Source organism: Bradyrhizobium sp. MI1.7, from assembly GCF_055811795.1.
Genome location: NZ_JBVVPO010000001.1, coordinates 149,412 through 175,349, shown reverse-complemented (window position 1 = coordinate 175,349; position 25,938 = coordinate 149,412). Strand labels below are relative to the sequence as shown.

The following is a 25,938-nucleotide window of genomic DNA, read 5'->3' as shown; positions in this document are numbered from 1 at the left end:
GGGGGGGGGGGGCCTAACGGGTAACGGTTGCCCCCCGCGCGGGCCCCCCCCCCCCCGCGCCCGGGGCCCCCCCCCCGGGGGGGGGGGGGGCGGGGGGCCCCCGTCACCTTCGCCGACCGCGACGCGAAAGCGCGACTCTTTGGCCACGGGAAAGGAAAACGAAAACGTGGAAAGGGTATCGCTGCAACGAAACGGTGGCGGCCGGCCGCATGATTGATCAAGTCCCGGCAGACAGAGCGCCGGACATGATCCCAGGTGATGACCCCATGGACTCGCATCCCCATATTCCAGCGCCAGTCACAACGTGGCTAGAACGATGGCGTCTGGTTCCGGACGGGGCACTGCTGACCACCCATTCCAGCTGGGTCCTGCCGGTCCGACATGAGGGCCGGCCTGCAATGCTCAAGGTTGCCCGTATTCCCGATGAGGGGGCGGGCTATCGCCTTCTGACCTGGTGGGACGGTCAGGGCGCTGCGAAGGTCTTTGCCTCGACTGCAGACGCGCTGCTGATGGAACGGGCCTCGGGAGCCGGTGATCTCGCGCAGATGGCTTGGTCGGGCCGGGACGAGGAGGCATGCCGGATCCTCTGCGACACGGCGGCGCGGCTGCACGCGACGCGGTCTGGCCCGCTTCCCGACCTGCACCCGCTGGAAGACTGGTTTCAGCCGCTCTTCCAGCTCGCCCCGGACCACGCGGCACTCGAGCCCGCCGCCGACATCGCCCGCCAACTCCTGTCCGCGCCACACGCCATCGGTCCGCTGCACGGCGACCTGCACCACGAGAATGTGCTCGACTTCGGTGAGCGGGGATGGCTGGCGATCGACCCGCATGGGCTCGTCGGCGAACGAACATTCGACTATGCCAACATCTTCACGAACCCCGACCTCAGCGATCCCGGCCGTCCGCTTGCGACCCTGCCGGGTCGACTGGAGGCCCGGCTGGATATCGTGGTCGCCGTGACGGGACTTCAGCCCGAGCGGCTGCTTCGCTGGATCGTTGCGTGGACGGGGTTGTCGGCAGCCTGGTTCATTGGCGACGGCGACGAGCAGGGCGCCGCCATCGACCTGACCATCAATACAATAGCTCGCCGCCTGCTCGACTAGCCTCGGCGCGCGAGTGCTCGCTCATGACGCGCACCCGCGCGAGCGGCCGCGCCAGGACGCAAACTTCACAGACGAATGACAGCAGTGTGAAATTCTCCATCGCTGCCGCGCTGTTTCATCTGCGCTCAGTTTCAGCATGATGTGATCTCGCTTTAAGCGTGTATTGGCGTAGACTATCGCGCAGGGGCTGGCTCGCGTCCAATATCGGTTGCTCGAAGCTCCCGACCGTCGATCTACGACCAGCAGGGAGCAAATCATGGCCTGGCCTACGCTTGCCGAACTCGTCTCGAACTTCGCGCCGATCCTTCATCTCGACAAGGACGAGGTCAATCTGCCCTCGTCGACCGACTGGTACATCGGCCAGGTCGGCTATCAGGCCGCCGGCGGCATCTATTCCGGTCCCGGTCAGTGGAATTGGGGGACGGCCGAGCAGAGCAGCCCCGACGACTATCTGGTCGCGCCGCAGGCCATATGGGCCTCGCTGATGAAGGGCTATATCCCCACCGCCACCAGCTATGTTCACGTCCTGCCGGTCGACGACCGCACCGACATGGTCGATCTCCAGTACTGGTTGTTCTATCCCTATAACGGACAGGAGACCTTCGAGGTCACCGGTTGGACCGGCAGTACCGGTCAGGCGCTGATGCCGCTCTCGATCCATTGGGGCGACTGGGAATGCGTCACGGTGCGCGTCAATATCGACCAGCAGGTCGTCGGCGTATTCTTCTCGCAGCATTCGGGCGGACAATGGTGCTCGCCGAACGACGGCTTCCTGTCGCTGAGCGGTACGCACCCGAACGTCTATGTCGCGAGCGGGTCGCATGCCAACTATCCGGCCGCGAGCAACAGCACCTATGAGATCGGCGGCGTCGATGTGTGGGACGTGCGCTTCGCGGTGGCCGACTACGCGCGCGGCGGCGGTCCGACCGTCAATCTGTCCGCGCCCAATCCGCCGGTCGTGATCCAGAACGATGCGCAGGCGATCCTTCCCACGCCCGTCACCTCGCCACCCTGGCTCGCCTTCAGGGGACGCTGGGGACAGCCGATCGAGCCCACGCTGACCGACGCGGGGATAGGCTCATTGGTCGCCGCCGCCGCCAGCGGCATGCAACTGAACGTGCTGGTCGAGGACGCCGTGCAGTACGTGGCAGGCTCGACCACGCTGCAGGCCTGGCTTTCGGAAGTGATCCTGCCGATCGCGAAGGGCGATCTGACCGGCCCAACGGGACCATCGCAGAAGGGCTCCTGGGCTGTGACGCCGACGTTCCTGCCCTTCGGCACCGACACGCCGATCGCTTCGAGCGTCAGTCTCGTTCCGGTGGCGCTGGCGACGATGCCGGGATCGCAAATCCTCTGCATCGGAATGGGAAATCCCTTGCCGCCAGCGATGCGTGCGTGGAGCCTCAATCAGGGCAAATGGTCCAGTGCGAAGTCGCCTACCATGAGCCCGTTCGGCGGACTGGCCGCCTGCGCGACGCCCTCGGGCGGACTGGCGCTGCTCGGTCTGGGCAAGACCAGCCTTCTCGCCTTCATCTCCCCAGAGGGATCCGGAGGGCCGTGGAGCGCAGCGGGGCTCTGGCCCGCACCGCCGGCCACGACCGGGGCCAGCATCGGCCAGTTCAACGGCGCCTGGTATATTGCCTGGGGCGGCGCCGACGGAAGCATCCAGTATCTCAGCACGACCGACTGGGTGCACTTCGGGTCTCCGCAGCGCGTGATGCTCCCCAGCGTCGACGGCCCGGTGCCTGCGACGATCGCAGGCGGTGCATTGGTGGCGCCCGCGGTGGAGAGCTGCGGGGGCGCGCTGGTGATCGTGGCGCCAATTGCGGGTCTCGAAAAGGGGATGCCGATGGTGCTCGGCGCCTATGTGTCGTCCGACGGATCGAACTGGACCGGCCCCAATCTGCTGCCGAGCATGTCGCTCTGTTCGGACACCAGCGGCGCGCTCGCCGGGGGGCCGAACGGGACGCTCTATTGCTTCTATGCCGACAGCAACAAGAAGGTGCGCTACGCGGTCACCAGCGATGGCGCGGACTGGAGCGATTCAGGCACCATCGCCGGCGCGTTCACCTCGCGGACGCCCAGCGTGGTCCCTTGGCAGGGCGGCTTTCTTGTCGTGCATCCCGGCAAGTCGTCACCAACGGTGTACTGGAACAGCGCGACCTTCGAGTAAAGCGCGGCGGGATCACTGCACGGCCCCCCGGCGCAAACGCGGGATGTAGACGGCGCTGTCCCATGATACGCCGACTACATCGTCGCCTCCGGAGCCCGCCTTCATGCCCGCTGCAACCGCCCCCAACCAACAGCCCGCGACCGCAACCGAGACCGACCCCGAAGCGCTCGGCTGGATGCGCGGCTTCCCGCCATCTCCCGACCGCACCATCACCTTCCAGAACGGCTCGTTCCGCAATTTCCCCGAATTGCGCTGGGCCTGGAGCAACGTCCGCCAGCTGGTGCCGACCGTGAATGTCTGGCGCGGGGCAGGGCCCGCGTCCGTGTTGCCGCGGGAAGACCACGACATCGGCGCGGTCGCCTCGACCACCCTGGACGGCCGGCCCATGACGTTCGCGAAGGTGCTGGAGGAGACTTATACCGACGGCATCGCGGTGCTGCATCGGGGCAAGCTGATCTATGAGCGCTATTTCGGCGCGCTGAAGCCGCACAAGCCGCATATCGCGATGTCGGTGACGAAGTCGTTCACGGGCGTGCTGGCCGGCATTCTGGTCACCGAGGGCAAGGTCGATCCGCAGGCACAGGTCACGGATTATGTGCCGGAGCTGAAGGCCAGCGCGTTCGGCGACGCCCGCGTGCACGAGGTCATGGATATGACCACGGGTCTCGAATACACCGAAGTCTACACCGACAAGAACTCCCACGTGTGGGGCTTGCGGCGTGCCAACGGTATGGCGCCGATTCCGCCTGATTATAGCGGCCCGACCAATATCTTCGATTTCCTCGTCGCGCAGAAGAAGCAGGGCGAGCACGGCAAGGCCTTTGCCTACAAGACCGTCAACACCGACGTGCTCGCCTGGATCTGCCGGCGCGCCAGCGGCATGACATTGTCCGAGCTTCTCTCCGAGCGCATCTGGACGCCGATGGGCGCGGAGGAGGACGCGCATTATCACGTCGATCGCATTGGCACCGAGAGCGGCGGTGGCGGCCTCTCGACCACGTTGCGCGATCTCGCCCGCTTCGGCGAGACCATGCGCAATCATGGCCGCTTCAACGGCCGCCAGATCGTGCCTTCGTCTGTCGTCGAGGACATCGCGCGCGGCGGCGATCCCGAGAAGTTCAAGCCGGCCGACTACACCACGCTGCCCGGCGCGTCCTATCGCAATCAATGGTGGGTCACGCACAACGCCCACGGCGCCTATATGGCGCGCGGCGTTCACGGCCAGGGCATCTACGTCGATCCCAAGGCCGAGATGGTGATCGCGCGCTACGCATCGCACCCCGTCGCGGGCAACGCCGCCAATGACCCCGTGACGCTGCCGGCCTATATGGCGCTGGCGAAGGAGCTGATGGCCGGCGGGTAGGGCGTGGCGGGGGCTGATGGCGTAGGGTGGATTAGCCGAAGGCGTAATCCACCACCTTTCATCGAGCCGCGTTGAAGATGGCGGATCACGCTTCGCTAATCCGCCCTACGGGGCCGACGAATTCGCGACAACTTCCAAACCGCAAGATCGGTCGAGCAAATGATCGCCGTCAGCGGCTATCTGGAGCCGCCACGGAGGAGGGACGATGAAGGCGGCGCTGCAGAACTATCAGGACCGGATGCGGCGGGTGCTGGACCATATCGACCGGCATCTCGACAGCGATCTGGACCTGGAAACGCTGAGCAGCGTTGCGGCCTTCTCGAAATTTCATTTCCACCGGCAGTTTACGGCGACCTTCGGGTTGTCAGTGCATCGCTATGTCCAGCTGGCCCGTATGAAGCGCGCTTCCTACATGCTGGCCTACAGTGACGCCCTTGGTGTCACTGACATCGCGATGGACGCCGGTTACGACGCACCGGACGCCTTTGCTCGCGCCTTTCGGCAGCGGTTCGGGCAATCGCCGTCGTCGTTCCGCAACTCTCCCGACTGGGAGCCGTGGCTTGTGGCCTTCGGGCCTCTCGACAACGCGAGGAGCAAGCTCATGAAGACTTTTACCACTGACGACGTGACGATACGCGATGTGCCCTCCACGAGGGTGGCGATCATGGAGCATCGGGGCGACCCGGCGACGCTCGGCGACACCATCCGGCGGTTCATCGCGTGGCGAAAGAAAGCCGGCCTGCACCCCAGGACAAGTCCGACCTTCAATGTCTGGCGGTCCGAACGCCGTCCTTCCTCGCCCGCCACTTACAGCACGGACCTCTGTGTCGGGACCGACCAGCCGATCGAGGCGAACGGCGAAGAGATCAAGGCCGGCGAGATCCCCGGCGGACGCTGCGCGGTGCTGCGGGTCGTCGGCTACACCGACAATCTGGAGCCCGCCGCGCTCTACCTTTATCGCGACTGGCTTCCGGCGAGCGGCGAGGAAGCACGCGACTTCCCGATCTATTGCCAGCGGCTGAGCTTCTTCCCGGAGGTGCCGGAGCATGAGACGGTTGCGGACGTGTTCCTGCCGCTGAAATAGCGCCCTCCGACGGCGGACGAACTGGCATCAATCAATATCGCGCGCTCCACACGGCGGCATGGTCTCACTAATATAAGAGTTGACTTATATTAGTGAGGGGCGATACTCGCCATTGCGCGAAACGATACGGAGGGATGCAATGGAAATCGACGTCGCCAGGGTCTTGGGTCTTGTCACGCGTTCGGTGAAGAATTTCGAGAAGGATGGAAAAGCAGCCAGCACGGTGACGCTGACGCGGCTTTACGAGACCAGCGTCGACGATCTCTGGGACGCAGTGACCAGCCGGCAACGCATTCCGCGCTGGTTCCTGCCGGTCGAGGGAGACCTCCAGCTGGGCGGAAGGTACCAGCTGAAGGGGAACGCGGGCGGCACCATCACGGCATGTGCGCCGCCGACGCATTTTGCAGCGACGTGGGAATTCGGCGGCGGGATGAGCTGGATCGACGTCAAGCTGGCAGCAGAACGAGCTCAGGCGCGTCTGACGCTGGAGCACACCGCAATCATCGAGGACCATTGGAATCAGTTCGGTCCTGGTGCGGTGGGTATCGGTTGGGATCTCGCCATCGCGGGATTGGAGCGATATGTTGCGACCGGCGCATCGGTCGACCACGAGACGGCCGAGGCTTGGATGGGCTCTCCTGCCGGCAAGGAATTCATGACGACAAGCGGTGAATATTGGTGCGCGGCGCATGTCGCAAGCGGGGTCGATCCTGACACGGCGAAGCAGCGCTCCGACCGCACCATCGCCTTCTACCGCGGCGAGATGCCGCCTGACGTCGCACATCCGGGCACAGGAAGCTGATGCACGTCTTCGAGGTCCTCGCCGATCCCGTGCGCCGTCGCATCCTAGAGCTGCTCGCTCCGGGGGAGATGGCGTCCGGTGAGGTCGTTGAAGCGATCGGGGCCGAGTTCGGGATCACGCAGGCGGCCGTGTCGCAGCATCTCAAGGTGCTGCGCGAGAGCGGCTTTGCGACGGTTCGGGCGGAGGCGCAAAGACGGCTCTATTCGGTCGACGTTGCGGGGCTTCGGTCGGTGGATGCGTGGATCGGTCAGTTCAGGAATTTCTGGGAGCCGAAGCTGGACGCACTGGCGACGGAGATCGCGCGCGGCAAACGGGAGCGTCGTCACGCGCCGATGACCAAACGGAGCGGGAAGAGGGCGTGAGCTCCATAATGTAGGATGGGTTTCGCTTCGCTCTATCCATCCTGCGCGCTCATCTCCCCAGCGCGCCATCCGCGCTTTCGATATCAGCGCATTTTCGTCCCGCGCGTTCGCTTGTCATCAACGTGGACGCGCGTTTTGCCGGCAGCGACCGGGCGGCCCTTCACGTGATCGATGAAGGCTCTCAGTTTCGGCATCGTTTGATGGCGGCTCGGATAGTAGAGAAACACGCCCGGCGCCATTGGCGCGAAAGACTTCAGGACCTGTACGAGCTTTCCCGTCTTCACCAGGCTGGTGGCGATCGGCGCGGGCACTTGAGCAAGTCCCATGCCTTCCACGGCGGCGCCAAGCATGGTGGGAAAGTCGTGGGCAATCAGCGGCCCCGAGACGATCGCTTCGACTGTCTTGTTGCCATCGACAAGAGACCAGGGCGCGATCGATCCGTTGCTGCGGCGAATGCGCAGGCATGCGTGCTGACGCAGGTCGTCGATACGCTCGGGCCGCCCGTGCCGGCGTAGATAGTCGGGGCTGCCGACGACCATGAACGGGAACGGGGGCGTCAGCCGCACCGCGACCATGTCGGTGGCGATGAACTGGCCCATCCGGACGCCGGCATCAAACCCCTTGGCCGCGAGGTCGACCAATTCCTCGCCTGCGGCGATCTCCACCTCGACCTCGGGATAGGCCTGGCAGAAGGATGCGATCAGCGGCTCCAGCAGGATCGGTACCACCGCGCGCGGCACGGTGAGGCGCAACAGTCCAGTCGGTCGCTGCCCAAGATCGCGCGCAACCTCGCTTGCCGCGACGAGCTCCTCGAAAGCGGGCTTTGCGCGCGAGAGGAACCGCGCGCCGGCCTCGGTCAGGCCGACACTGCGTGTCGTGCGAATGAACAAAGCTGCGCCGACACGCGCCTCGAGCGCACGGACCGCCTGGCTGATGGCCGATGGCGTGACCCCGAGCTCCGCGGCTGCCCGGCGGAAACTGCGGTACTGGGCGACACGCAGGAACGCTTCCACGCCATCGAGCGCGCCTTGTCTGACTGTGAAGTTCTGCTTCATAGCCCATCAACATTATCCCGAATAGTCGCTCGCGCCAATCGATCGTATGTCTCGCTCGCAGATCGGAAGCATCGCTGATGGCGGACATCTGCGACGTCAGCGCGATCTCAGAGAACAAAGGAGACCGCCGTGCTCCGGGAAACGAAACCGATGAAAGTCATCCGTAAATTTGTCGTCATGCTCACCCTAACCCTGATGGGAGCGACTTCCATGACCGATCCATCCGTTGCCCAAACACAAGCCATCTCGCAAGCCATGTCGCCCACAACCACCGGGGTGATGGTCATCCTGACCGTGAAGGCGGGCGTCACGCGCGAGCAGGTCATGGCCGTCATGCCGGCTGAAATCCAGCAGACGGTGCAGCTCTATCTCAATGGGAAAATTCGCGAGTGGTATTCGCGTGGCGATGGGCGCGGAGCGATCTTCCTCGTCGATGCCGGGGATGTCGCCGGGGCGCAGGCGATCATGGGGGATCTCCCATTGGCCAGGCAAGATCTGATGGACCACGAGTACATCGCAATCGGTCCGCTTTTGCCGCTCCGCTTGCTCATGGCCAATCCCGAGCGTCGGCAATAAGGGCGAGACCGGGATGGAGGACGGCCGATGACCACTGATGCTGCTCCCGCTGCGATCGTCGCGCCGCTTCGGGCCTGGCATGGCCTGCTTTGGCCCGTCCCATTCACGGCAGTATGGACCTGGTTGATCCATGCGCTAGTCGCGATCTGATTGGAGGCCAAAATGACGACAGAAACGCTCTTCCGGATACATCTTGTCCTCGGTTATGTCGCGTGGCTGCTCTGCTTCGGCACGTATGTCTGGCCCTGGCTCAGGTCGATGGACGGGCGCGACGCGCATCGTGCCATCGCCACTCTGCACAGCTTCCGCTTCTTCGGGCTCGTCTTCATCCTTCCTGGCATCGTGAGCCCGGACCTGCCGGCTGGCTTCGCGGTGTTCGCCGCCTGGGGCGACTTCGCGACCGGGGTGCTGGCCATGCTGGCGCTTCTCACGGTGAGGATACGCGCTCTCTTCTGGCTGTTCGTCGTCGCCTTCAATCTCGCTGGCACGGTCGACCTCGTCGTCGACTACTATGACGCCATCCAGGTCGGCCTTCCCGCGCATGCGGAGTGGCTTGGCTCAACCTACGCGATCCCGATCATCTACGTGCCGCTGCTGATGATCACGCACGTCACTGCATTCTATTTTCTGGCACGCCCTCGGCTCAGCGCCGATGCCGCGGCACTGGCCGGCGCGGGCTGAGACGAACCGCTAAAGTAGTAGTACGCTCCGACAGAGGTCTCGCCCTTCTTACCAATCGGCGGCTGCCTCGAGCAGCCGTTGGCGCATGAGGGCAACGCGCGGCCGTTTGCGTTCCGGTCGGCGTATGAACGGTGAGGATTGAGCCGATCAGGTCACGCAACGGCCGGGCTGCAGAAGCCTTGCGACTTCCGTGAGCGCGCTGACCACGGGCTCGCAGGCAAGTGTCGGCTTACGGCTCTGATTTCGCAGCAGCGTCGGCGGCTTGGTGGTGCGGGCCTGCGCAGATGGAATACGCAGCAAGACCGAGGTATCGGCGAGATCGTTCAAGCGCAGCGAAACCGTTTTCGTCGGAACTGCGAAAGGCTTGCGGTCGGCAAGATGATCTGCCTTGCCGGCGCGATTGACGATGTGGCTTGGCTGTTCGGAGACCGCCTGCCAGCGGTTTACGAGGTCGTGACCTGAAGCGTACTGCACGGCACCGAGCGTCAAGGCGGTCGCGACAGCGCCTAGAAGAGCTTTGCGAATCTGTGACATGGCTTCGCTCCTCGCCCCACGGCGATTGTCGTTCCCTACGCAGCGCCCCCTCGGCCCATCGCTTCCTGTGGTCGCTTTCTAATGGCCGGCGGTTTCACCATTCCTTCGTGAACGCCGGAAAATGGTTTCATCCCGGCAGGTTTTGTTTCGTCGCATTGAGGGAGGTCCTGGTTCCCGCGTGGGCACAGCGGTTACGTCCGGGCTAGGTCACAAGCCGACATCTGAGCAAAGACCACAAAGCGTCCGCCAGGGGCCCACAAGCGGAAATGAACGCTGCTCAAGAACAGAATTGCCGATGGGGAGGTCGAAGGCTCAGAACGTTGCAACGCATCGGCGTCGTTGGGGTGGGTGACACCGATCTCATCTCTGTCTGATTTGCCGCTCCAAGCGCAGCGTATGCTCACGCAGGGAATCGTAAATCGGCGCATTACCCAGCAGCATGGGCAGCAGCATCGCCATGAAGCAAGCTCCCAGCATCGGCAGCAGCATCGTCACGTTACCGGTCATTTCAGCGACGAGAACGATGCCGGTCACCGGCGCGCGCACAACGCCGGTGAAGAGAGCGGCCATGCCCACCAAAGCAAATGCTTCCGGCTGGATAGAGAGCGCCGGGAATGCAAGACGGCAAGCCGCCCCGAACAGCAACCCAGACTGGGCTCCCAGCACGAGCAAGGGTGCGAACAGGCCGCCGGGCGTGCCGGCAGCGTATGAGAGAGCGCCGAGTCCGAATCGGATCAGGAACGCGCCCCCCAGGATCCCCACACTCTCGTGGCCGATCAGCGCCCGCTGCGTGATCTGATCTCCGCCACCGACCAGTTCGGGCGCGAACCAGGCCAACATGCCGACGCTTGCGCCAATCAATCCGGCGCGGAGCTCGATCGGTAGTCCTCCAAATCGGTCGCGAAACGCGATGGTCGCGAGCAGGGTACGATTGTATGCGACGGCCAGCAGGCCCGCGATACCACCGAGAGCAAGGAAGAGCGGGGCGGACTCAGCGCTGGGATAGCTCAGCGGCGCGACCTGGAAGTCGGGCGCGTCGCCGAGAAGCAGCCTTGCGACCGGGATCGCCGTCGCCAGCGCTGCAAGGGCGGCGACGGCAACACGGTGTTCGAACCTCTGCACCAGTTCCTCCAGCACGAACACGAGCCCGGCAATCGGCGCATTGAAGGCCGTTGCAAGGCCGGCGCCGGCGCCGGCCGCCAGAAGCACTCGCGAGTCCGCCCAACACAACCGGCAGACGCGCGCAGCGAAAACCGCGATACCGGCGCCCATCTGGACGGTCGGCCCCTCACGGCCCAGCGCCAGCCCGGAGCCGATCGCCAGTATTCCGCCGAAGAATTTCACTGGCACCAGGCGAAACGGAGCCGGCGGGATCTCTTCGCGCAGAACAGCTTCGACATGCGGAATGCCGCTGCCCGAAGCGTGTGGCGAGAATTGCCGTACCATCCACGCGGCAACCAGGGTCGCGACACCGCACGCGCCGACGACAGTCAAGAACCCCCAGATTGCGTGGCCATGGGCCCAGGCGATCATCGCATCGCGCAGACGATCGGCATGCGCGAGCAAAAGCCGGAAGATCGCCCCAACACATCCAGTCGCCGCTCCTATGATGAGAGCCATCGCCGCGAGCCCCAACAGGCTGCGACGTTCGTCTGCGACTTGCCGGTCGTCGTCAGGGTTATGGTCCACGGCTGGTCGATGATCCCGAGGCCTTCGCAAGGGCTAATCTTTGCCAAAATCACTGGCGAATGTCCCGGAAAAGAATGCTTCCAACTTGACCGAACAACTGCCTCTCCGAGGGACCTCACCGCACGTCCCAACGAAAAGGTGCGCCGAACCAAGGCCCCGCTTTGGGTCACAGGCTGACTTCGACAACCTGCTTGACCTGGTTCGCTTATCTCCTGAAAGCAGACATTGCAGCCCTCTGAGCAGAGGTCAGCCACGGGCCAAAAACAGACAACTGAAACAGCCGCGACCTGATCAGCCGCAGATGCGCACGCGGCGCTCGCGCCAGCCATGCCCGTCCCAGAAGCGCTGGGTTATCCAGTGGCAGGGCGGGATCGGCTCTCCAACCGGGGCATCGACATAGCCCGACCAGTACGGATAGCCGCCGGGTCCGGGATAAGTGCGCGGATACGGATTGCCGCCGGGGCCGTAATCATAGCGCGGACCAGCATAAGCGGGCGAGGCTGCTGAAACGACCAAAGTCGCGACGGCAGCGAGAGCCAACAACGTCTTCCTCATGGTGATACCTTTCCAACGCTGCGAAGGCTGCAAGACGATCGCCGAGCAATGCAGCGTCAGCGTCGACAAGCTGAAATGTCAAGGAGAGTGATCTCAGCAAGGCTATTGTCTGGCGACCTCCTCGGATGTCGCCTTCGGGTCAAAATGCGAAGAACACAGAGTGAGCAAAGTCAGTCCGCTCTACCCCACCAAGCGGACCTCAATGAAAGGTGTCGTCACTTCGCTGATGGGCCAAAAGGCGACGTTGGCTCCCGCCGGGCAAGCACTCGATGCGCGACGGCGAGCCGCTCGTGAAAGCCGACCCGCCGTATGCCGCTTGATGCAGCCCGTCAGCCAATGGCTTCACGGGACGTCGCGATATTACCCACCGCTCCCCTTGATATTCGGCAGGTTTTTCATGTCGAGCATCGGGACCGGGTTTTCCGGGCGCTGCAGATCCGGTCTCCAATCGTTCGAGGCTCCGCCCGGCTTACGCTTGATGCTTGGATAGTCGGCAATCGATTTGTTGAACTCCATCACGACGGGGAAGATTAGTGCCAAGACCCAGCCGTTGTCCTGTCCGGTGTACTTGCCCGGCGACTGCAATGGCATACGTGCCGACATCGCGCCGTTGAAAACCATGTCGTATTTCTCGAATGGGTCCATCGTCAGATTGTAGACCGAGCCAATCGCGCCGAGATTTTGCTCCGGACCGAGCCAAGTGTCCTTGGCCGTCCAGAGATACTTCCACGCGATGCTGAGATCGGGGTTGGTTGGATCACCGCCGACATCCGCCCGCGCTCCCATGAAGCTTTCGCCGTCGATGTAAATCCACGACCTTCGTGCCGAGTGCTTCGCGCGGCCGAGGATGTACTCGCTGTTGTCGATGCTGTCGAAGTAGATTGGCCTGCCATTATCGTCGGTCCATGCGCCGTGCGGCGGCGGGCTCAGGCCGACCATCTTGGCGAGCGTTGCCCAGCAGTCGATATGGGACATCATTTCATGGTAATTTGCACCGGCGGGAATGTGTTCGGGCCACCACATTAACCCGGGTACGCGCCAGCCTCCTTCAAATGCTGAACCCTTTTCGCCGCGGAAAGGCGTGGTGCCCGCATCAGGATAAGCATCCTGCCACGCCCCGTTGTCTGCCGTTACGATCACAATCGTATTCGGCGCTTCGGCACGGATCGCGTCCATGACCCGGCCGATGTCGTCATCGAGTTCTATCACCGAGTCCGAGTAATCGCCCAACCGCGACTTCCCGGCGAATTTTGATGATGCGTTGGTCGGGTTGTGCATCTTCATGAAATTGACGTCCATGAAGAATGGCTTGGCGTCCTTGGCGTGCTTCTTGATGTAATCGATTGCGTAATCAGCCTGCCGGACGTCAAAGTTGGCGAGGTAATCGTACGTAATGTACTCGCCTCTCTTCGCCGGTTGTCCAGCAACTCCCTCCCACTCGTACATGTTTACGACATCAAAATAGGCTTTCGCGATCTCTGGGTTGTACGAGGGAAACCATGGATGAAACCACTTGGACGTATCGGCATAGGTGTAGACGCCCGGATAGTATGCGGCGAACGCCTTCATCTCGTCGAACCCGTGCTCGATCGGATAGGACTCCGGCTTATCACCGAGATGCCATTTGCCAGAAAAGTAGGTGGAGTAGCCGTTCTTTTGAAAAAATTCGGCTATGGTCGGCGTCTCCTTTTTGAGCGCATTCTCATCGCCGGGAGCGACCACGATGGAGAGAGCCGAACGGATCGGAATACGTCCGGTTATAAACGAGGCGCGGCCTGCCGTGCAGCTTGCTTGCCCGTACCAGTTCGTGAACGTCGCGCCTTCCTTAGCGATCCGGTCGATGTTTGGTGTTGGATGGCCGAGCGCGGCGCCACCCCCGCTATAGGCGCCGAAATCGTTCCATCCAGTGTCATCCGTCATTAGCATGACGACATTTGGCCGCTTCTGCTGCTGTGCGGTCGCTTGAGGTACCGCAACCAACATCGCGCCGAACAGTGCGAACATGCCGTGCGCAACACTCTTTCGGATACTCATGACTGCTTCCTCCGATTTCAAAGGTCGGTCACTTGTGCCAAACGAATGGATATGTCGCAGTCGTGCTTTTTAGCTCTGCGCCACAGCGTGTTCAATGTGCGATTGTTTGATTTAGATCAAGACACCGATTGTGACGGGTCTATGCCGCTTGCTAGGCGTCGCTCCACGATGTCCGCTGCGGGTCAAAAAGCGACGGTTTGGCGATGTCCGCGCTACTTCCGCTTTACCCCCGAAAACCGACATTCATCGTGAGGGGCGGCATGTCTCAAAGGGGCCAATCGCAGACATTCTGCCTGCTCATTCGAACACTTCGTCGGCGGTCAGGAGAGAGTCTCGACCAGCCGCCAAACCAAGCGCCTTGGCCGCTTTAAGGTTTACAACCAGCTCGAACTTGGTTGGCTGCTGTATCGGCAACTCGGCCGGCGTTGCGCCTTTGAGTATTCGGTCCAGATAGATAGCGGTCGCGCGTGACAGGTCAGGCAGGTTGACTCCGTAAGAGACAAGGCCACCGAGCTCCACGCCCTCTCTGGCGGCGTAGATCGTCGGGAGGCGGTTCTTCTCGGCAAAGGGTACAATCCGAGAGTACTGGCTGTACAGCATCGGACTAGGAAACACGACGAGACCATCCGCTCGCGCTTTGGCCAACTCCGCAAACGCGCTTTCGAGATCGGCGGGGCTATCCGCCGGCACAAGTTGAAGGCTTGCTCCGAGAGATCGGGCGGCGCTCTCAATCTCGTTCAGCATCCCCTTCATTGTGCGCTCACCGTATGCGCGAGGGTGCCACAAAACGACAACGTGAGAGAGACCGGGAACGATCTCCTTAAGCAGTTGAAGCCGTTTGGACACCAACTCCGGGCCGAGAAATGCCGTCCCGGTGACATTGCCGCCCGGCCGCGCCAGGCTGGAAGCGAGTTCGTCGTCGACGGGATCTGCCATGCCTATGCCGACAATCGGAATGGTGGAAGTCGCTTTCTTGGCTGCGCGGACGGCCGGGGTAGCCAAAGCAACAATTGCGTCGACGCGGTGCGTCACGAATTCCTGCGCGTACTCGTTGAGCTTGTCCTCATCGCCGTCTGCGAATTTACGGTAAAACGCGACATTCTTTCCTTCAGTATAGCCGAGCACACGCAATGCCGGCACAAACGCATCGAGAGTCTTTAGACTTGCGTCGGACTTGTCACCGCGGCCGAGTGAAAGCACACCGATCTGATGAAGCTTGGTCGATTGCTGAGCATGACCTGCGAACGGCCACGTTGCAGCCATACCCCCAACAACCGTGATGAACTTGCGCCGTTTCATGCGGCCCTCAGCCAAGCCGAACTATCGTACAGACAAAAGGTGGCGCCTTGGAAGTGTAATCAGGCCGGTGAAAGTCTGCTTTGGGTCACACACGGAAGAACTCGGGCTGAGCATATCAAGTCTGCTTCACCCCCAAGGAGCGGACATCTAGCGGACATGCCGGGTCGACCGCTTGGAGCCAAAAGCCGGCGTCCAAAGGTGTATCCCAAACCGGGACTTCTTACGACGGCGTGGCCGTTCAAACGCCGCGGCCAAAGGCAGGATCGACCAGCCGACCCGGTTCCGCCGATGCCGACTGCGTCGAGACCGCCAGCGGGCTTGCAGCGACGACCGCCGTTAGGCATTTCGACAACTGGATCGTCAGCGCAGCCACCGACACGCCGGCGATCACATCAACAAAATAATGCCCCCCAACCAGCGGGGTCGCAACGAGCATTCCCGCATTCAAGATCAGGAGGGCGGGACGCAGCCACCAGATGCTCCACAAACTCCAGATGCTAAGAAGCGCCGTCGCAGCGTGAAAGCTCGGGAAGGTGAGGATGCCGCCGAGTTCCGTGAGCTTGAGTGCTCGCAGCGTGCCATCGCGTAGCATCGGTATGTCGCGCGCCTGTCCTCCATATCCGTTCGCCTTGAATATCTCGGTGTCGGAGGGGAGCCCAAACTCGAAATAGGTGCCGATCGCCGGAAACAGGGTGGAGACAGCAATCACCACGCACAACGCCAAAATTGCCGCCATCACGAACTGCTGCAGACGGATATATTGCCCCGTCAGCCCCAGTATGACCGGTACGCCGAAGGCTGGCACGAGGATCATTGCGTAAAAGAACTTGGCGTAGAGCAGCAATTCCGGATTGGCCATCGCAAAATGGAAATATGCAGGCCAATCCAGGCCGAGCAATCGGTCGAGCTCGGCGAATCTTGAGTCCTGCAGCGGCATCCCGGCGCTCAAGCCGATATACGACAGCGGCGCCGCGCAGATCACGCCAGATCCCATCTGCGCAAATGCAAGCATCGTGAATGCCGGTCGCTCGCCCCAACTCCGCCGCATGAGCCACAACCCGGTAGCCGCCAGCGCTGGCGCTGTGACGACCTCCGTCGTTACCAGACCTTCCAGCGTGAAGGTTGTTACAGCCAGTCCGAGGCAAAGTGACATCGCACATCCAGCTACAAGGCTCCAATTGATCAATTGCAACCTGTTTGCAATCCGTCGCTCCATGTGACCGACCAAGTGCGACTCCTCTTTGGAAGCACAATAGCCACAACGACCTACAATCTGAGGGCGTGCCAAGGCGTGTACCCAATCTGTTACACACGCTTTTATTGTTAATGTATTAATGGTTGTAATGCTATTTGCGCTATCGCAATTCCACGGGTGACTGCAAATGGCTCTGGAGTCTTATGGGGGGGCGTCACATTCAAAGCAGGACAGCTTAACGCAAGACGAACTTGTTTCTCTGCGCCTGTTCCAGCTGAATTGGGCGCTCATCTTCCTCGTTCTGGTCAGTCTTTGTCTTGGCCTTTTGCTAACCAGTTTCCGTGTCGAGTGGAGCAGCTACCTCGCCATGCTCGGAATGGCCGGGCTCTACGGTATCATCGGTCATCTCAATGAGCGATCCGCGGCCAGAAACGCGAACATCTACGCCACGCTCATAACGCTGGCGCAGTTCATTTCAATGCTCGTGCTGCTCATTTCTCTCGGTTACGTCGCGGCTGCAGCGAATTTGCCCATGCAGGAAAAAAATCTGCTGGCGCTCGACCGTATGCTTGGATTCGATTTCAGGGCCTACCTCGGCCTCGTGAACGACCAACTGCCGCTGCGCTGGGCTTTCACGCAAACATACGGTTCCATCCATCGGCAGCTTCTTATCCTGATGTTTATCCTGCCGCTGTTCGGTCATCACCGACGTGCAGCAGAGTTCGCGTTTGGCTTCGCCATCGCGCTGATTGCGACAACCATCATCTCCACGCTGGTGCCGGCGATTGGCGCTTATCACGCGGTCGGAATCGTGCCGGCCGACCATCCCAATATCGAACCAGTCGTCTACTACGGGACCCTGAAAGAACTTCCGCTCGTGCGCGACGGCACCACCAGACTGCTCAACGCCTATTCTCTAGGTTCTATCCTGACGTTTCCGAGTTTTCATGCCGTTTGTGCGGTTCTTTACGCTTGGGCTCTTTGGCCGTTCCGGTGGCTGAGGATCGCCGGCCTTTTGTGGAATGTCGTCATGATCGCGGCTACGCCGATCGGTGGTGGGCACTTCTTCGCTGATGTCTGGGCTGGATTGGTCGTTGCCCTCGGATCAATTTACACTGTGCAACGTCTCGGAAACCATCTGGCTCAGGAAGGCCGTTGGAAAGGAGCGTCGCCTGTGTCTCAAGTGACAGAGCTTCACGTGCAATGACTGCTGTAATGGTCACCACTGGCGTGCCGGTGACAGAGTCTAACGTTGGTGACGTTTCAATAAATTTGGGGAAAGCACTAATTTTGCTGGCTGCGCTCCTACCTTCTTCGGAAGGCTCCCACAGCAGACGATGACAACAACTAGATTGGGTACGTTCGACCGCTTTGGGTCAAAATGCGAAGAACTCAGAGTGAGCAAATCCAGTCCGCTTCACCCCACTAAGCGGACCTCAACGAGGAGTGTCGTCACTTCGCTGATGGGTTATCAGCCGACGTGATTGCCTGTGAATAATCTAGGAGTCCGGGCCGCGGAGCGGCACTGGTCGAGGTATTGGGTCAATCCGGCCGCGGGAGCCGAACAACCACCCAGTCTCTGAGCGGAACGCAAACTTACCTGGCGCCGGAAACTAGATTGCCGACACAGCTTCTCGACGAAACGAATGTCGACCCAGAGGTGTGCGTGTGCGCAGTCGCAAGCTGTTCTATCTCGAGCGTTCGGCCGCCGCCGTTAGCACAGGATAGCGGGCATAGAGCGTGTCGACGCGGTCCCGCCACATCGCCACGAACGCACCCGAGGTGAGATCATCGACCGACTTCCATTCGCGTTTGACCGCAGGCAGCGTATTGCCCCAGATAGCGCGCTTGCACCATCGCTCGCCCTTTGCCGAGCCCTCCCGGGTTGCGCACATCGACTTCCAGGCAATCCGCTGCGGACGGCTGATGTGTTGGGCGGCTCCTTCCCAGCCCTGCTGGTGGATCAGGTAGAGGTCGGAAAGGGTCGGCTTTTTCTGCGTCAATATTTCGAATAGCGCAGCCTCGCTGAGAAACTTGTAGGCGGCACCTACAGCGTTGTCGCGAGGATTGAGGATGTCGCCCGATCCGTATTTGCTGAACTCAAACTTGCTCAGCTGGAACAGGCCGATATAGGAGCCGGTGCGTTGCTTGGGATTGAAATCGGATTCGATTTTGGCGACCGCCTTCATGAAGTTGACATCGACACCGAACGCTTCGGCTGCACGTTCGATCTCCTGGACGGGCGTTCCGAGCGGAACGTCGCTCAACGCCGACAAGGCGATCTTTGCGGGTTTTTCCGGCGGCGGAATTTCCGAGTAGACGTAGTATTTGAGATACGACGGTTTGCCTTCGCCCGGATTGGGCGAAGCAACGGGCGGACGGTCCTGCTGTAGCGTTGCCGAGTTCTCGGGCGACGCTGCCTCAAGGCTGGCGACCTGCACCATTGGCTCTTGCGAAGTGGTTACATCGGACGGCGGCACCGAGTCCGGCGCCGCGGCGCTGAATCCCGCCGCAACGATCGCATTAGCCGATAATCCTGTATCGAATTTCGTCTCGATGGCCGGGGCCGGAAACGCGGCGCCAGCATTTGACAGAACCGTCGTCACATTCAGCGGGATGCCGCTGAATGCATCAGCCACTCTTGCATTCGGCGTTGCGATGCTTGGGCGCGGTACCGCGATCTGACCAATCGCGACAAGCGAAGTCGCTGTCAGCGCGCCGGCAATACAGCTTGTTTGCCAAATCTTCAATGTCGCCAGCCGCGCGGCCGCGGTCCCCCCATTCACGTCCCCGACTTGGCACGCAGATTAAGGAGGTGAGGGGATGACAATGGGGCGCACCTGTGGCGCAGGTGCGGCCGGTCTCGGTCACGTCGCCAAGATTGCCTAAATTGAAAGTTGCGGTCGTGATGCGCCTCCCGCCGAGGAACAGGACGGGCGCCATATCGCGCAACCATCGCTAAACAAGGCATCTTCGTGCGTTAGCGCATCGAGACCGGCGCCCGCGCGCACACCGCTCCCAAGCATCTCGAGGCCGCGACGTCGCAAGACCCGAGGACGGTTCGCTGGGAATGGACAATCGCGATCCGCTTTATGACGCGCTAGCGTCGGTCTCAGCGGAGCTGGTCTAGCCAAGCTCAGGTCTGCCGTGACCGTTGTCTCCGCTCGGGCCGGAGCGTTGCGGCTTACCACAGCGCCTGCCGCATTCTTGCACAACAGTAAACTAGTGCGCCAATGTCTCAGTTGGGTCAATCGCGTCGGTTGGCCCGTAGCTCGAAGACTCCGGTCTACTCCCCGCTCCGGACATGTCGCAAACTGAAGCGATGGGCCATAACCGGACTCATGCGTCGCAGCAGAGTGCCGCTATTCAATCGCCTCATGGGATGGAGAGCTAATCGGGCAACCCCGCTTTCCGAAGACCCTCAATAAACAGCTTTGCGTTTGATAGTCCGGCCCGGGCGATAAGCGCCGATATTGTAAAGGCGGGATCGATCTCAAGCACACGCGCCGCCGCGTCGTGCGCCTCAGCGTCACGTCCGAGATGGGCGAAGGCGGACGCGAGCCATTGGTAAGTTGCCAAATAAAGGTTCTGACGAAGGGCTTTCTTCAATACGACGATGGCTTCGTCAAAGCGGCGAAGCTCGATAAGGGCCTGCCCAATGCCAGTAAGCGTCATGTATAGTAGCGGGTCTACTGGGCTCATGCGAACGGCACGTTCAAAGCTCCAGATCGCTTCCTCCGGCAGCCCCGCAATTCTATAGACATGGCCTCTGCAGCTCCATGTGAGCCATGAATTTGGGTTGAGCCCGACCGCCCGGTCAGCCATTTCGATCTCGGCTTCACGATCGCCGACCATGAACGCCGAGATTACGGCAGCCCTTGCTAACGTGTCCGGATCGCCATCGTCGATGCTCAATGCCAAACGAGCAAGCCGAACCGCTTCCTTGCGGTCGAACTGAGGGTCGTTGGCATAGCCCAAAAGGACGTTGAGCATGTGGCAGACACCTGCCAGAGCCGCGACAGCGCCGAACCGAGGGTCGAGCTCCAAGGCGCGGTGGAACAGTCGGATTGCCTCGGCCAACCCTTCGCGGGTCCTTAGGTAGAACTGCGGCATGGCACGGAGATAAAAATCATACGCGGTGAGGTTCTCTGGCCGCCGCCGCGTCGCCAATTCAATTTCTGTTTGAAGCATCTTTGGCTCAATGGCCGAGACAACGGCGAGCGTTACTTCGTCCTGAAGAGCAAAAACGTCGGTCAGGTCACGCTCAAACCTGTCCACCCAGATGTGCGCGCCTGTAACCGCATCGATCAACTGCCCTGTGATGCGAACTTTCCCCGACGCCTTCCGCACAGACCCCTCGAGGACATAGCGCACGCCGAGCCTTCGCCCGACCTCCTTGATATCGACCGCTCGACCCTTGAAGGTGAAGCTCGAATTGCGCGCGATCACGAACAGCGACTTGAAGCGCGACAGTGCGGTGATGATCTCCTCGACCATTCCGTCCGCAAAGTATTCCTGTTCGGGATCGCCGCTCATGTTCTCGAACGGCAGTACGGCGATGGAAGGCTTGTCCGGGTGTGGCGGGGCCGCACTCAGCCCCTCTGTCAGCGCCCCTGGCGCTCCGGCGCGGACAGCGTAGGCGCGGACCGGCTTGGAGATGTTCTTGAGCTGCTGCTCGCCACGATCCTCGAAGCCAGCGTCTAGCTTGCCCTCGACTTCGTTGTAGACCTTGTCGGAAATCAGGATACCGCCCGGATCGGCGATCCCCTCCAGCCGAACAGCAATGTTGATCCCGTCGCCGTAGAGGTCGTCGTCCTGTCCAACGATCACGTCACCAAGGTTGAGCCCGATGCGTAGCTTGAATGGACCGCTACCCTCGGCGAGATGATCCTGTATCTCAACCGCGCATCTCATGGCGGCCAGGGGACTGGCGAACTCGGCGAGTGCGCCATCACCCGTTGTCTTGATTAGACGGCCTTCGTGGCGGGAGAGGCTCGGCTCGATCAGTTCTCGCTTGAGCCGCTCGAACTCGGCATAGGTAGCTTCCTCGGCGCGTTGCATCAACGCAGAGTAGCCGACCACGTCGGCAGCCAAAATCGCCGCTAATCGCCTTTGAACCCGCTGCTCCGTCACAGCGCTCTCCGAACGGCCAGCCAAAAATTCGCTGGGGCCAGGAGGAGCCTAGCACTTTGTTGCGGACCTGTGAGCGGTAATCGCGGGAGGGCCCTGTTGCCCCGAGGTGGCATTTGCTGTTGCGGCAACTCGGAAGGTCCGAGTTGGGTCACGACCGGTAAGGCTTGGATCGAGCACGTGAGTTCTGCTTCGCATCCGAAAGCGGACATCTCGCCTCAATGAGTACACGCCCTCTGGAAGTACAACGCCAATCGGCTTGAATTTCGTGCAAACCTGGAGCTGCAGTGGCGGGAGTTCTCTCTGAAATCTCGCTCTGTATGCCGAGACCCAGTGCCGACCTCTACCGAAATCCATGAACATCTCAGAGCTGCAACACGCATCGACACAACCAGGTCTGTCGGCGAGCCTGCACTGGCTGTGCGACGCGCTCAATCCCGCGACATCTTCTCGAACTTCTTCACCAGCCGTTCCCGCTTCAGCCGCGACAGCCGCTGGATCCAGAACATGCCGTCGAGCTGGTCGATCTCGTGCTGGTGACAAACGGCGCGTAAGCCATCCGACTCCTCGCTGTGCATGTTGCCGTCGAGATCCCAGTAGCTGATCCGCACCCTTGCGTGGCGCTGGACCTCGTCGTTGACGCCGGGCATCGAGACGCTGCCTTCCTTGTGCAGGATCATCTCGGGCGAAGCCCACTCGATCTCCGGATTGACGTAGGTTTGCGGACCCGCCTTGGCGTCGAGCTCGAGCACGACGACGCGCAAGGGCACGCCGATATGCGGCGCCGTGATGCCGATGCCGGGCGCGGCGCGCATGGTGTCGAGCAGGTCGGCTGCAAGCTCGCGCAACGCGCCGTCGAATGCGGTGACGGGATGGGCCGGCGTCGCGAGCCGGCGATCGGGATAGCGGAGGAGGGGACGAATGGTCATGCAGGCTCCCTACCACTCACGGATGGTTGAAGCATCCCGTTCTTGACTGCCTACCAACTGGAAGGTAGTCAATCCGCCATGACCAACGTTTCGTCGACGGCCGACGACATCCTGGCCTGCGCGCGTACCCTGATCATCGCGGGCGGCTATAACGGCTTCAGCTATGCCGACGTGGCCGAAATCGTCGGTATCCGCAAGCCGAGCATCCACCACCATTTCGCCAGCAAGGTCGATCTGGTCCGAACCCTCGTGTCGCGCTATCGCGCGGAAGCCGAGGCGGGACTGTCCGCGCTCGAACGCAATGTCGCGGACCCCCGCGACCAGCTCAAAAGCTATGTCCGGTATTGGGAGGCGTGCATCAATGATGCGACGGCGCCTTTCTGCGTGTGTGCGCTGCTTGCCTGCGAGCTACCGATCCTGCCGGAGCAGGTGGCGCTTGAGGTCCGCGCGCATTTCCGTTCGCTGGCGTCGTGGCTGACCTCGGTGATGGAGCGCGGCAAGCGGAAGGGGCAGCTGCATCTCTCCAGCGCAGCGAAGATCGAGGCTGAAGGCTTCATGGCGACCGTTCACGGCGCGATGCTGTCGGCGCGTGCCTATGGCGATCCAAAGATGTTCGGTGTGATCACCGGGCCGCTGCTGGATCGGTTGTCCGCCAGGCACTGAAACATATCGACGAGACGACAACGACACGCCCGCAGGTGAGCTTGCGGGCGAGGGTGACTTGTTGTGCGGGAAAACTACCAACTAGTAGGTAAAGGAGAGAGTGCAGTGACGCATCATCAATTGGATCTCGTTCGGGCCGACCGCGAGCAATGGCTGAAGCTCTACTACTTCATCCGGGCGGCGTTCTCCGTCGCCTGGGTCGTTGCCGCCTTTGCCGTCGGGCCGTCATCCGCGGCGATTGCCGGAGCCTTGCTCGTGCTCTATCCGGCATGGGATGCGGCGGCGAACTTGGTCGACGCGTTGCGCAGTGGCGGGCTCGCTCAAAATCGCACGCAGGCGCTGAACGTTCTGGTCAGCCTGGTGACCACTGTCGCGGTCCTCGTCGCCTTGCAGATGAGCATGAACGGGGTGCTCGGCGTCTTCGGGGCCTGGGCGATCCTGTCCGGATTGCTCCAGCTGGGGACCGCGATTCGCCGCTGGAGAAGTTTTGGCGCGCAGTGGGCCATGGTGCTCAGCGGCGGCCAGTCGGCTCTGGCCGGTGGCTTCTTCATCTTTCAGGCCACGACGCCGATGTCTCCAACGATCGCAAATGTCGCGGGCTACGCTGCGGTCGGCGCGATCTACTTCCTGGTCTCGGCGGTATGGCTGACCGTGACCGAGTGGCGGCATGGCGCAGCCATGTGAGGCGTCGCTGTTGCCGTTCATTCGTGCGGATAGGGCGTGCCGTCCTTGTGCAGGAACCGGCCGCTGGAAGCCGGGCTCATCATGTCGACGTCGGAGCAGGTGATGAGGTCATCGGGCGAGCGCGAGCCGACTTCGAGGTAGACGGCCGTCGCATCAGACCGGTTGATCATGTGATGGCCGTTGCCGCTTCCCTTCGGGAAGGCGGCGCAGTCGCCGGCGCTCAGCACGGTTTCGCCCTCGTCCTCGACAAGCGTCAGCTCGCCTTCGAGCACATAGACGAACTCGTCCTCATGCGAATGCCAGTGGCGCTGGCTCGACCAGCTGCCTGGCGGCAGACGCATCAGGTTGACGCCGAAATCCTTAAGCTTTCCGGCATTGCCCAGCCGTTGGCGGATGCGCTCGGCGCAGGGCGCGTCGAGCGGCGCGGGATAACCCGAGCCTTTTCGGCCCGGCACGGTGGCGAGATCAATCTTTGGCATGCAGCTATTCCCTCCGAAGTCGGAGCATTGACCGCGCACCGGATCGGTGGCGTGCGCCAGATCGGCGGCGTCCGGAGTGTGATGAGATCGCGTTGGCGGGATGATGACATTGTGCCGGTGTTTTGCCCGACGTGTCAAACGCGCCCCTCGCGTTGCAGGGCGTTGGTAAGTCTTTGATCCGGCAGCGGCCGGCTACTGTGCATGGGGTTGTTTTCGGGGGTTTGTTTGGCGGCGCCAAAAAAATCTGGTGTCCTCGATGCCGTTGTCGGCAAGCGCAGTTCCCATTCGTCTTCCACCCAGACAGATCTGACGGGAGACCCAAATGAACGCTTCCTCCTATCGCTGGGTGATCGTCGCCGCCGGCGGCTTGCTCGGCTGCGTCGCGATCGGCGGCATGTTTTCGCTGCCGGTGTTCCTCCAGCCGATCGCCAAGGACACCGGCTGGTCGGTGACCGGCATTTCCAGCGCGATGACGATCGGCTTCCTGGCGATGGCCTTCACCAGCATGGCCTGGGGCACGGCGACCGACAGATTCGGGCCGCTGCCGGTGGTGCTGACGGGATCGACGGTGCTGTCGCTCAGCCTGTTCGCCGCAAGTCATGCGACTTCGCTGCTGGCGTTCCAGGTCATGTTCGGCCTTCTGGTCGGCGCCTCCTGCGCGGCGATCTTCGCGCCGATGATGGCGACCGTCACCGGCTGGTTCGACACCCATCGCAGCCTGGCTGTGTCGCTGGTATCGGCCGGCATGGGCATGGCGCCGATGACGATGGCGCCGCTCGCGGCCTGGCTCGTCTCCGGCCACGACTGGCGCACCTCGATGCAGATCGTGGCGCTGGTGGTCGGCGCCATCATGATCCCGGTCTCGTTCCTGGTGCGACGCCCGCCCGCGCTGGCGCATGCCGTGGCCGCGCCTGCGGGCGAGAGCGCGCCGCAAGGGGAGATGTCGCTGGGCGAGGCGCTGCGCTCGCCGCAATTCATGATCCTGCTTGCCACCAACTTCTTCTGCTGCGCCACCCATTCCGGCCCGATCATCCACACCGTCAGCTATGCCGTGAGCTGCGGCATCCCGCTGATCGCGGCGGTGACGATCTACAGCATCGAGGGTTTTGCCGGCATGGGCGGCCGTATCGCCTTCGGGCTGCTCGGCGATCGTTTCGGCGCCAAGCGCGTGCTGGTGACGGGGCTGCTGTTGCAGGCGTTCGGCGCGCTCGCCTATGTCTTCGCGCAGCAGCTCGCGACGTTCTACGCGGTCGGCGCCGTCTTCGGCTTCATCTATGCCGGCACCATGCCGCTCTATGCCGTGCTGGTGCGCGAGAACTTTCCGCTGCGCATGATGGGCACGGTGATCGGCGGCACGGCGATGGCCGGCAGCCTCGGCATGGCGACCGGCCCGCTCGCCGGCGGCCTGATCTACGACGCCTTCTCCAGCTACGCCTGGCTCTATATCGCCTCCTGGGCAATGGGCCTCGGCGCCTTCCTGATGGCGATGAATTTCAGGCCATTCGCGAAGCCGCAAGGCGAGACCGCGGTGGCGGCGGCGTGACGAGG

Annotated in this window: 23 protein-coding genes; 12 read left to right on the top strand and 11 right to left on the bottom strand. The window is 62.0% G+C overall.

What is annotated here, in order from left to right; genetic code table 11:
• The first annotated feature begins 209 nt into the window (after nucleotides 1-209).
• The 6 genes from AC0L3X_RS00880 to AC0L3X_RS00855 all read left to right on the top strand — a co-directional run bounded on the left by AC0L3X_RS00880 (nucleotide 210) and on the right by AC0L3X_RS00855 (nucleotide 6,887).
• Nucleotides 210-1,103 (top strand): APH(6)-I family aminoglycoside O-phosphotransferase, encoded by an 894-nt coding sequence (locus AC0L3X_RS00880; RefSeq protein WP_441280155.1) that lies wholly within the window; start codon nucleotides 210-212, stop codon nucleotides 1,101-1,103.
• A gap of 256 nt (nucleotides 1,104-1,359) precedes the next feature.
• Entirely contained in the window at nucleotides 1,360-3,276 is a 1,917-nt protein-coding gene (locus tag AC0L3X_RS00875; RefSeq protein ID WP_283018675.1) for a Vps62-related protein, read from the top strand.
• A gap of 103 nt (nucleotides 3,277-3,379) precedes the next feature.
• Nucleotides 3,380-4,639: a serine hydrolase domain-containing protein gene (locus AC0L3X_RS00870; protein WP_063983772.1), complete on the top strand. Its 1,260-nt coding sequence runs from the start codon at nucleotides 3,380-3,382 to the stop codon at nucleotides 4,637-4,639.
• A 205-nt stretch (nucleotides 4,640-4,844) separates the two neighbouring features.
• The gene (locus AC0L3X_RS00865) at nucleotides 4,845-5,723 is read left to right on the top strand and encodes an AraC family transcriptional regulator (protein ID WP_063983771.1); all 879 of its coding nucleotides are present in this window, start codon (nucleotides 4,845-4,847) and stop codon (nucleotides 5,721-5,723) included.
• 139 nt (nucleotides 5,724-5,862) lie between these two features.
• The gene (locus tag AC0L3X_RS00860) at nucleotides 5,863-6,525 is read left to right on the top strand and encodes an SRPBCC family protein (RefSeq protein ID WP_063983770.1); all 663 of its coding nucleotides are present in this window, start codon (nucleotides 5,863-5,865) and stop codon (nucleotides 6,523-6,525) included.
• Nucleotides 6,525-6,887, top strand: a complete 363-nt coding sequence (locus AC0L3X_RS00855; protein ID WP_063983769.1) for an ArsR/SmtB family transcription factor — start codon at nucleotides 6,525-6,527, stop codon at nucleotides 6,885-6,887. Before AC0L3X_RS00860 ends, AC0L3X_RS00855 begins: the two co-directional genes overlap by 1 nt.
• 83 nt (nucleotides 6,888-6,970) lie before the next feature.
• Here AC0L3X_RS00855 and AC0L3X_RS00850 read toward each other — a convergent pair whose 3' ends face one another.
• Nucleotides 6,971-7,942, bottom strand: coding sequence for a LysR family transcriptional regulator (locus AC0L3X_RS00850; protein ID WP_063983768.1), 972 nt, complete (start codon nucleotides 7,940-7,942; stop codon nucleotides 6,971-6,973).
• A gap of 150 nt (nucleotides 7,943-8,092) precedes the next feature.
• On the opposite strand from AC0L3X_RS00850, the gene AC0L3X_RS00845 reads away from it, so the two are divergent.
• Entirely contained in the window at nucleotides 8,093-8,518 is a 426-nt protein-coding gene (locus AC0L3X_RS00845) for a hypothetical protein (RefSeq protein ID WP_187387727.1), read from the top strand.
• Between the two features lie 162 nt (nucleotides 8,519-8,680).
• A complete protein-coding gene (locus AC0L3X_RS00840; protein ID WP_063983767.1) occupies nucleotides 8,681-9,199 on the top strand; it encodes a hypothetical protein in 519 nt (172 codons plus the stop codon).
• A gap of 147 nt (nucleotides 9,200-9,346) precedes the next feature.
• On the opposite strand, the gene AC0L3X_RS00835 is transcribed toward AC0L3X_RS00840, so the two are convergent.
• The 6 genes from AC0L3X_RS00835 to AC0L3X_RS00810 all read right to left on the bottom strand — a co-directional run bounded on the left by AC0L3X_RS00835 (nucleotide 9,347) and on the right by AC0L3X_RS00810 (nucleotide 16,538).
• A complete protein-coding gene (locus tag AC0L3X_RS00835; RefSeq protein WP_063983766.1) occupies nucleotides 9,347-9,733 on the bottom strand; it encodes a hypothetical protein in 387 nt (128 codons plus the stop codon).
• 360 nt (nucleotides 9,734-10,093) lie between these two features.
• The gene (gene clcA, locus AC0L3X_RS00830) at nucleotides 10,094-11,422 is read right to left on the bottom strand and encodes a H(+)/Cl(-) exchange transporter ClcA (protein ID WP_084795165.1); all 1,329 of its coding nucleotides are present in this window, start codon (nucleotides 11,420-11,422) and stop codon (nucleotides 10,094-10,096) included.
• A 291-nt stretch (nucleotides 11,423-11,713) separates the two neighbouring features.
• On the bottom strand, nucleotides 11,714-11,977 hold the full coding sequence (locus tag AC0L3X_RS00825; RefSeq protein ID WP_028157629.1) for a hypothetical protein: 264 nt from the start codon (nucleotides 11,975-11,977) through the stop codon (nucleotides 11,714-11,716).
• Nucleotides 11,978-12,337: 360 nt separating this feature from the next.
• Nucleotides 12,338-14,011: an arylsulfatase gene (locus AC0L3X_RS00820; RefSeq protein ID WP_063983765.1), complete on the bottom strand. Its 1,674-nt coding sequence runs from the start codon at nucleotides 14,009-14,011 to the stop codon at nucleotides 12,338-12,340.
• Nucleotides 14,012-14,308: 297 nt separating this feature from the next.
• Nucleotides 14,309-15,310 (bottom strand): ABC transporter substrate-binding protein, encoded by a 1,002-nt coding sequence (locus AC0L3X_RS00815; protein WP_071914789.1) that lies wholly within the window; start codon nucleotides 15,308-15,310, stop codon nucleotides 14,309-14,311.
• Nucleotides 15,311-15,548: 238 nt separating this feature from the next.
• Nucleotides 15,549-16,538: a phosphatase PAP2 family protein gene (locus tag AC0L3X_RS00810; protein ID WP_187387726.1), complete on the bottom strand. Its 990-nt coding sequence runs from the start codon at nucleotides 16,536-16,538 to the stop codon at nucleotides 15,549-15,551.
• 154 nt (nucleotides 16,539-16,692) lie between these two features.
• Between AC0L3X_RS00810 and AC0L3X_RS00805 the strand changes: the two genes are divergently transcribed.
• The gene (locus AC0L3X_RS00805) at nucleotides 16,693-17,712 is read left to right on the top strand and encodes a phosphatase PAP2 family protein (RefSeq protein ID WP_063983761.1); all 1,020 of its coding nucleotides are present in this window, start codon (nucleotides 16,693-16,695) and stop codon (nucleotides 17,710-17,712) included.
• A 481-nt stretch (nucleotides 17,713-18,193) separates the two neighbouring features.
• Here AC0L3X_RS00805 and AC0L3X_RS00800 read toward each other — a convergent pair whose 3' ends face one another.
• From AC0L3X_RS00800 to AC0L3X_RS00790, 3 genes are all read right to left on the bottom strand, one after another.
• On the bottom strand, nucleotides 18,194-19,255 hold the full coding sequence (locus AC0L3X_RS00800) for a transglycosylase SLT domain-containing protein (protein ID WP_231144865.1): 1,062 nt from the start codon (nucleotides 19,253-19,255) through the stop codon (nucleotides 18,194-18,196).
• A gap of 640 nt (nucleotides 19,256-19,895) precedes the next feature.
• Nucleotides 19,896-21,638 carry an adenylate/guanylate cyclase domain-containing protein gene (locus AC0L3X_RS00795; protein WP_231144868.1) on the bottom strand — a complete coding sequence of 581 codons (1,743 nt, stop codon included), beginning with the start codon at nucleotides 21,636-21,638 and terminating at the stop codon, nucleotides 19,896-19,898.
• Nucleotides 21,639-22,066: 428 nt separating this feature from the next.
• Nucleotides 22,067-22,564 carry a peptide deformylase gene (locus AC0L3X_RS00790; RefSeq protein WP_231144870.1) on the bottom strand — a complete coding sequence of 166 codons (498 nt, stop codon included), beginning with the start codon at nucleotides 22,562-22,564 and terminating at the stop codon, nucleotides 22,067-22,069.
• Nucleotides 22,565-22,642: 78 nt separating this feature from the next.
• On the opposite strand from AC0L3X_RS00790, the gene AC0L3X_RS00785 reads away from it, so the two are divergent.
• Together AC0L3X_RS00785 and AC0L3X_RS00780 are read left to right on the top strand one after the other, a co-directional pair.
• The gene (locus AC0L3X_RS00785) at nucleotides 22,643-23,227 is read left to right on the top strand and encodes a TetR/AcrR family transcriptional regulator (protein ID WP_063983759.1); all 585 of its coding nucleotides are present in this window, start codon (nucleotides 22,643-22,645) and stop codon (nucleotides 23,225-23,227) included.
• Nucleotides 23,228-23,332: 105 nt separating this feature from the next.
• A complete protein-coding gene (locus AC0L3X_RS00780; protein ID WP_063983758.1) occupies nucleotides 23,333-23,911 on the top strand; it encodes a hypothetical protein in 579 nt (192 codons plus the stop codon).
• Nucleotides 23,912-23,928: 17 nt separating this feature from the next.
• Here AC0L3X_RS00780 and AC0L3X_RS00775 read toward each other — a convergent pair whose 3' ends face one another.
• Nucleotides 23,929-24,390, bottom strand: coding sequence for a cupin domain-containing protein (locus tag AC0L3X_RS00775; RefSeq protein WP_063983757.1), 462 nt, complete (start codon nucleotides 24,388-24,390; stop codon nucleotides 23,929-23,931).
• Between the two features lie 322 nt (nucleotides 24,391-24,712).
• Between AC0L3X_RS00775 and AC0L3X_RS00770 the strand changes: the two genes are divergently transcribed.
• Entirely contained in the window at nucleotides 24,713-25,933 is a 1,221-nt protein-coding gene (locus tag AC0L3X_RS00770) for an MFS transporter (RefSeq protein WP_063983756.1), read from the top strand.
• Nucleotides 25,934-25,938 lie beyond the last annotated feature (5 nt).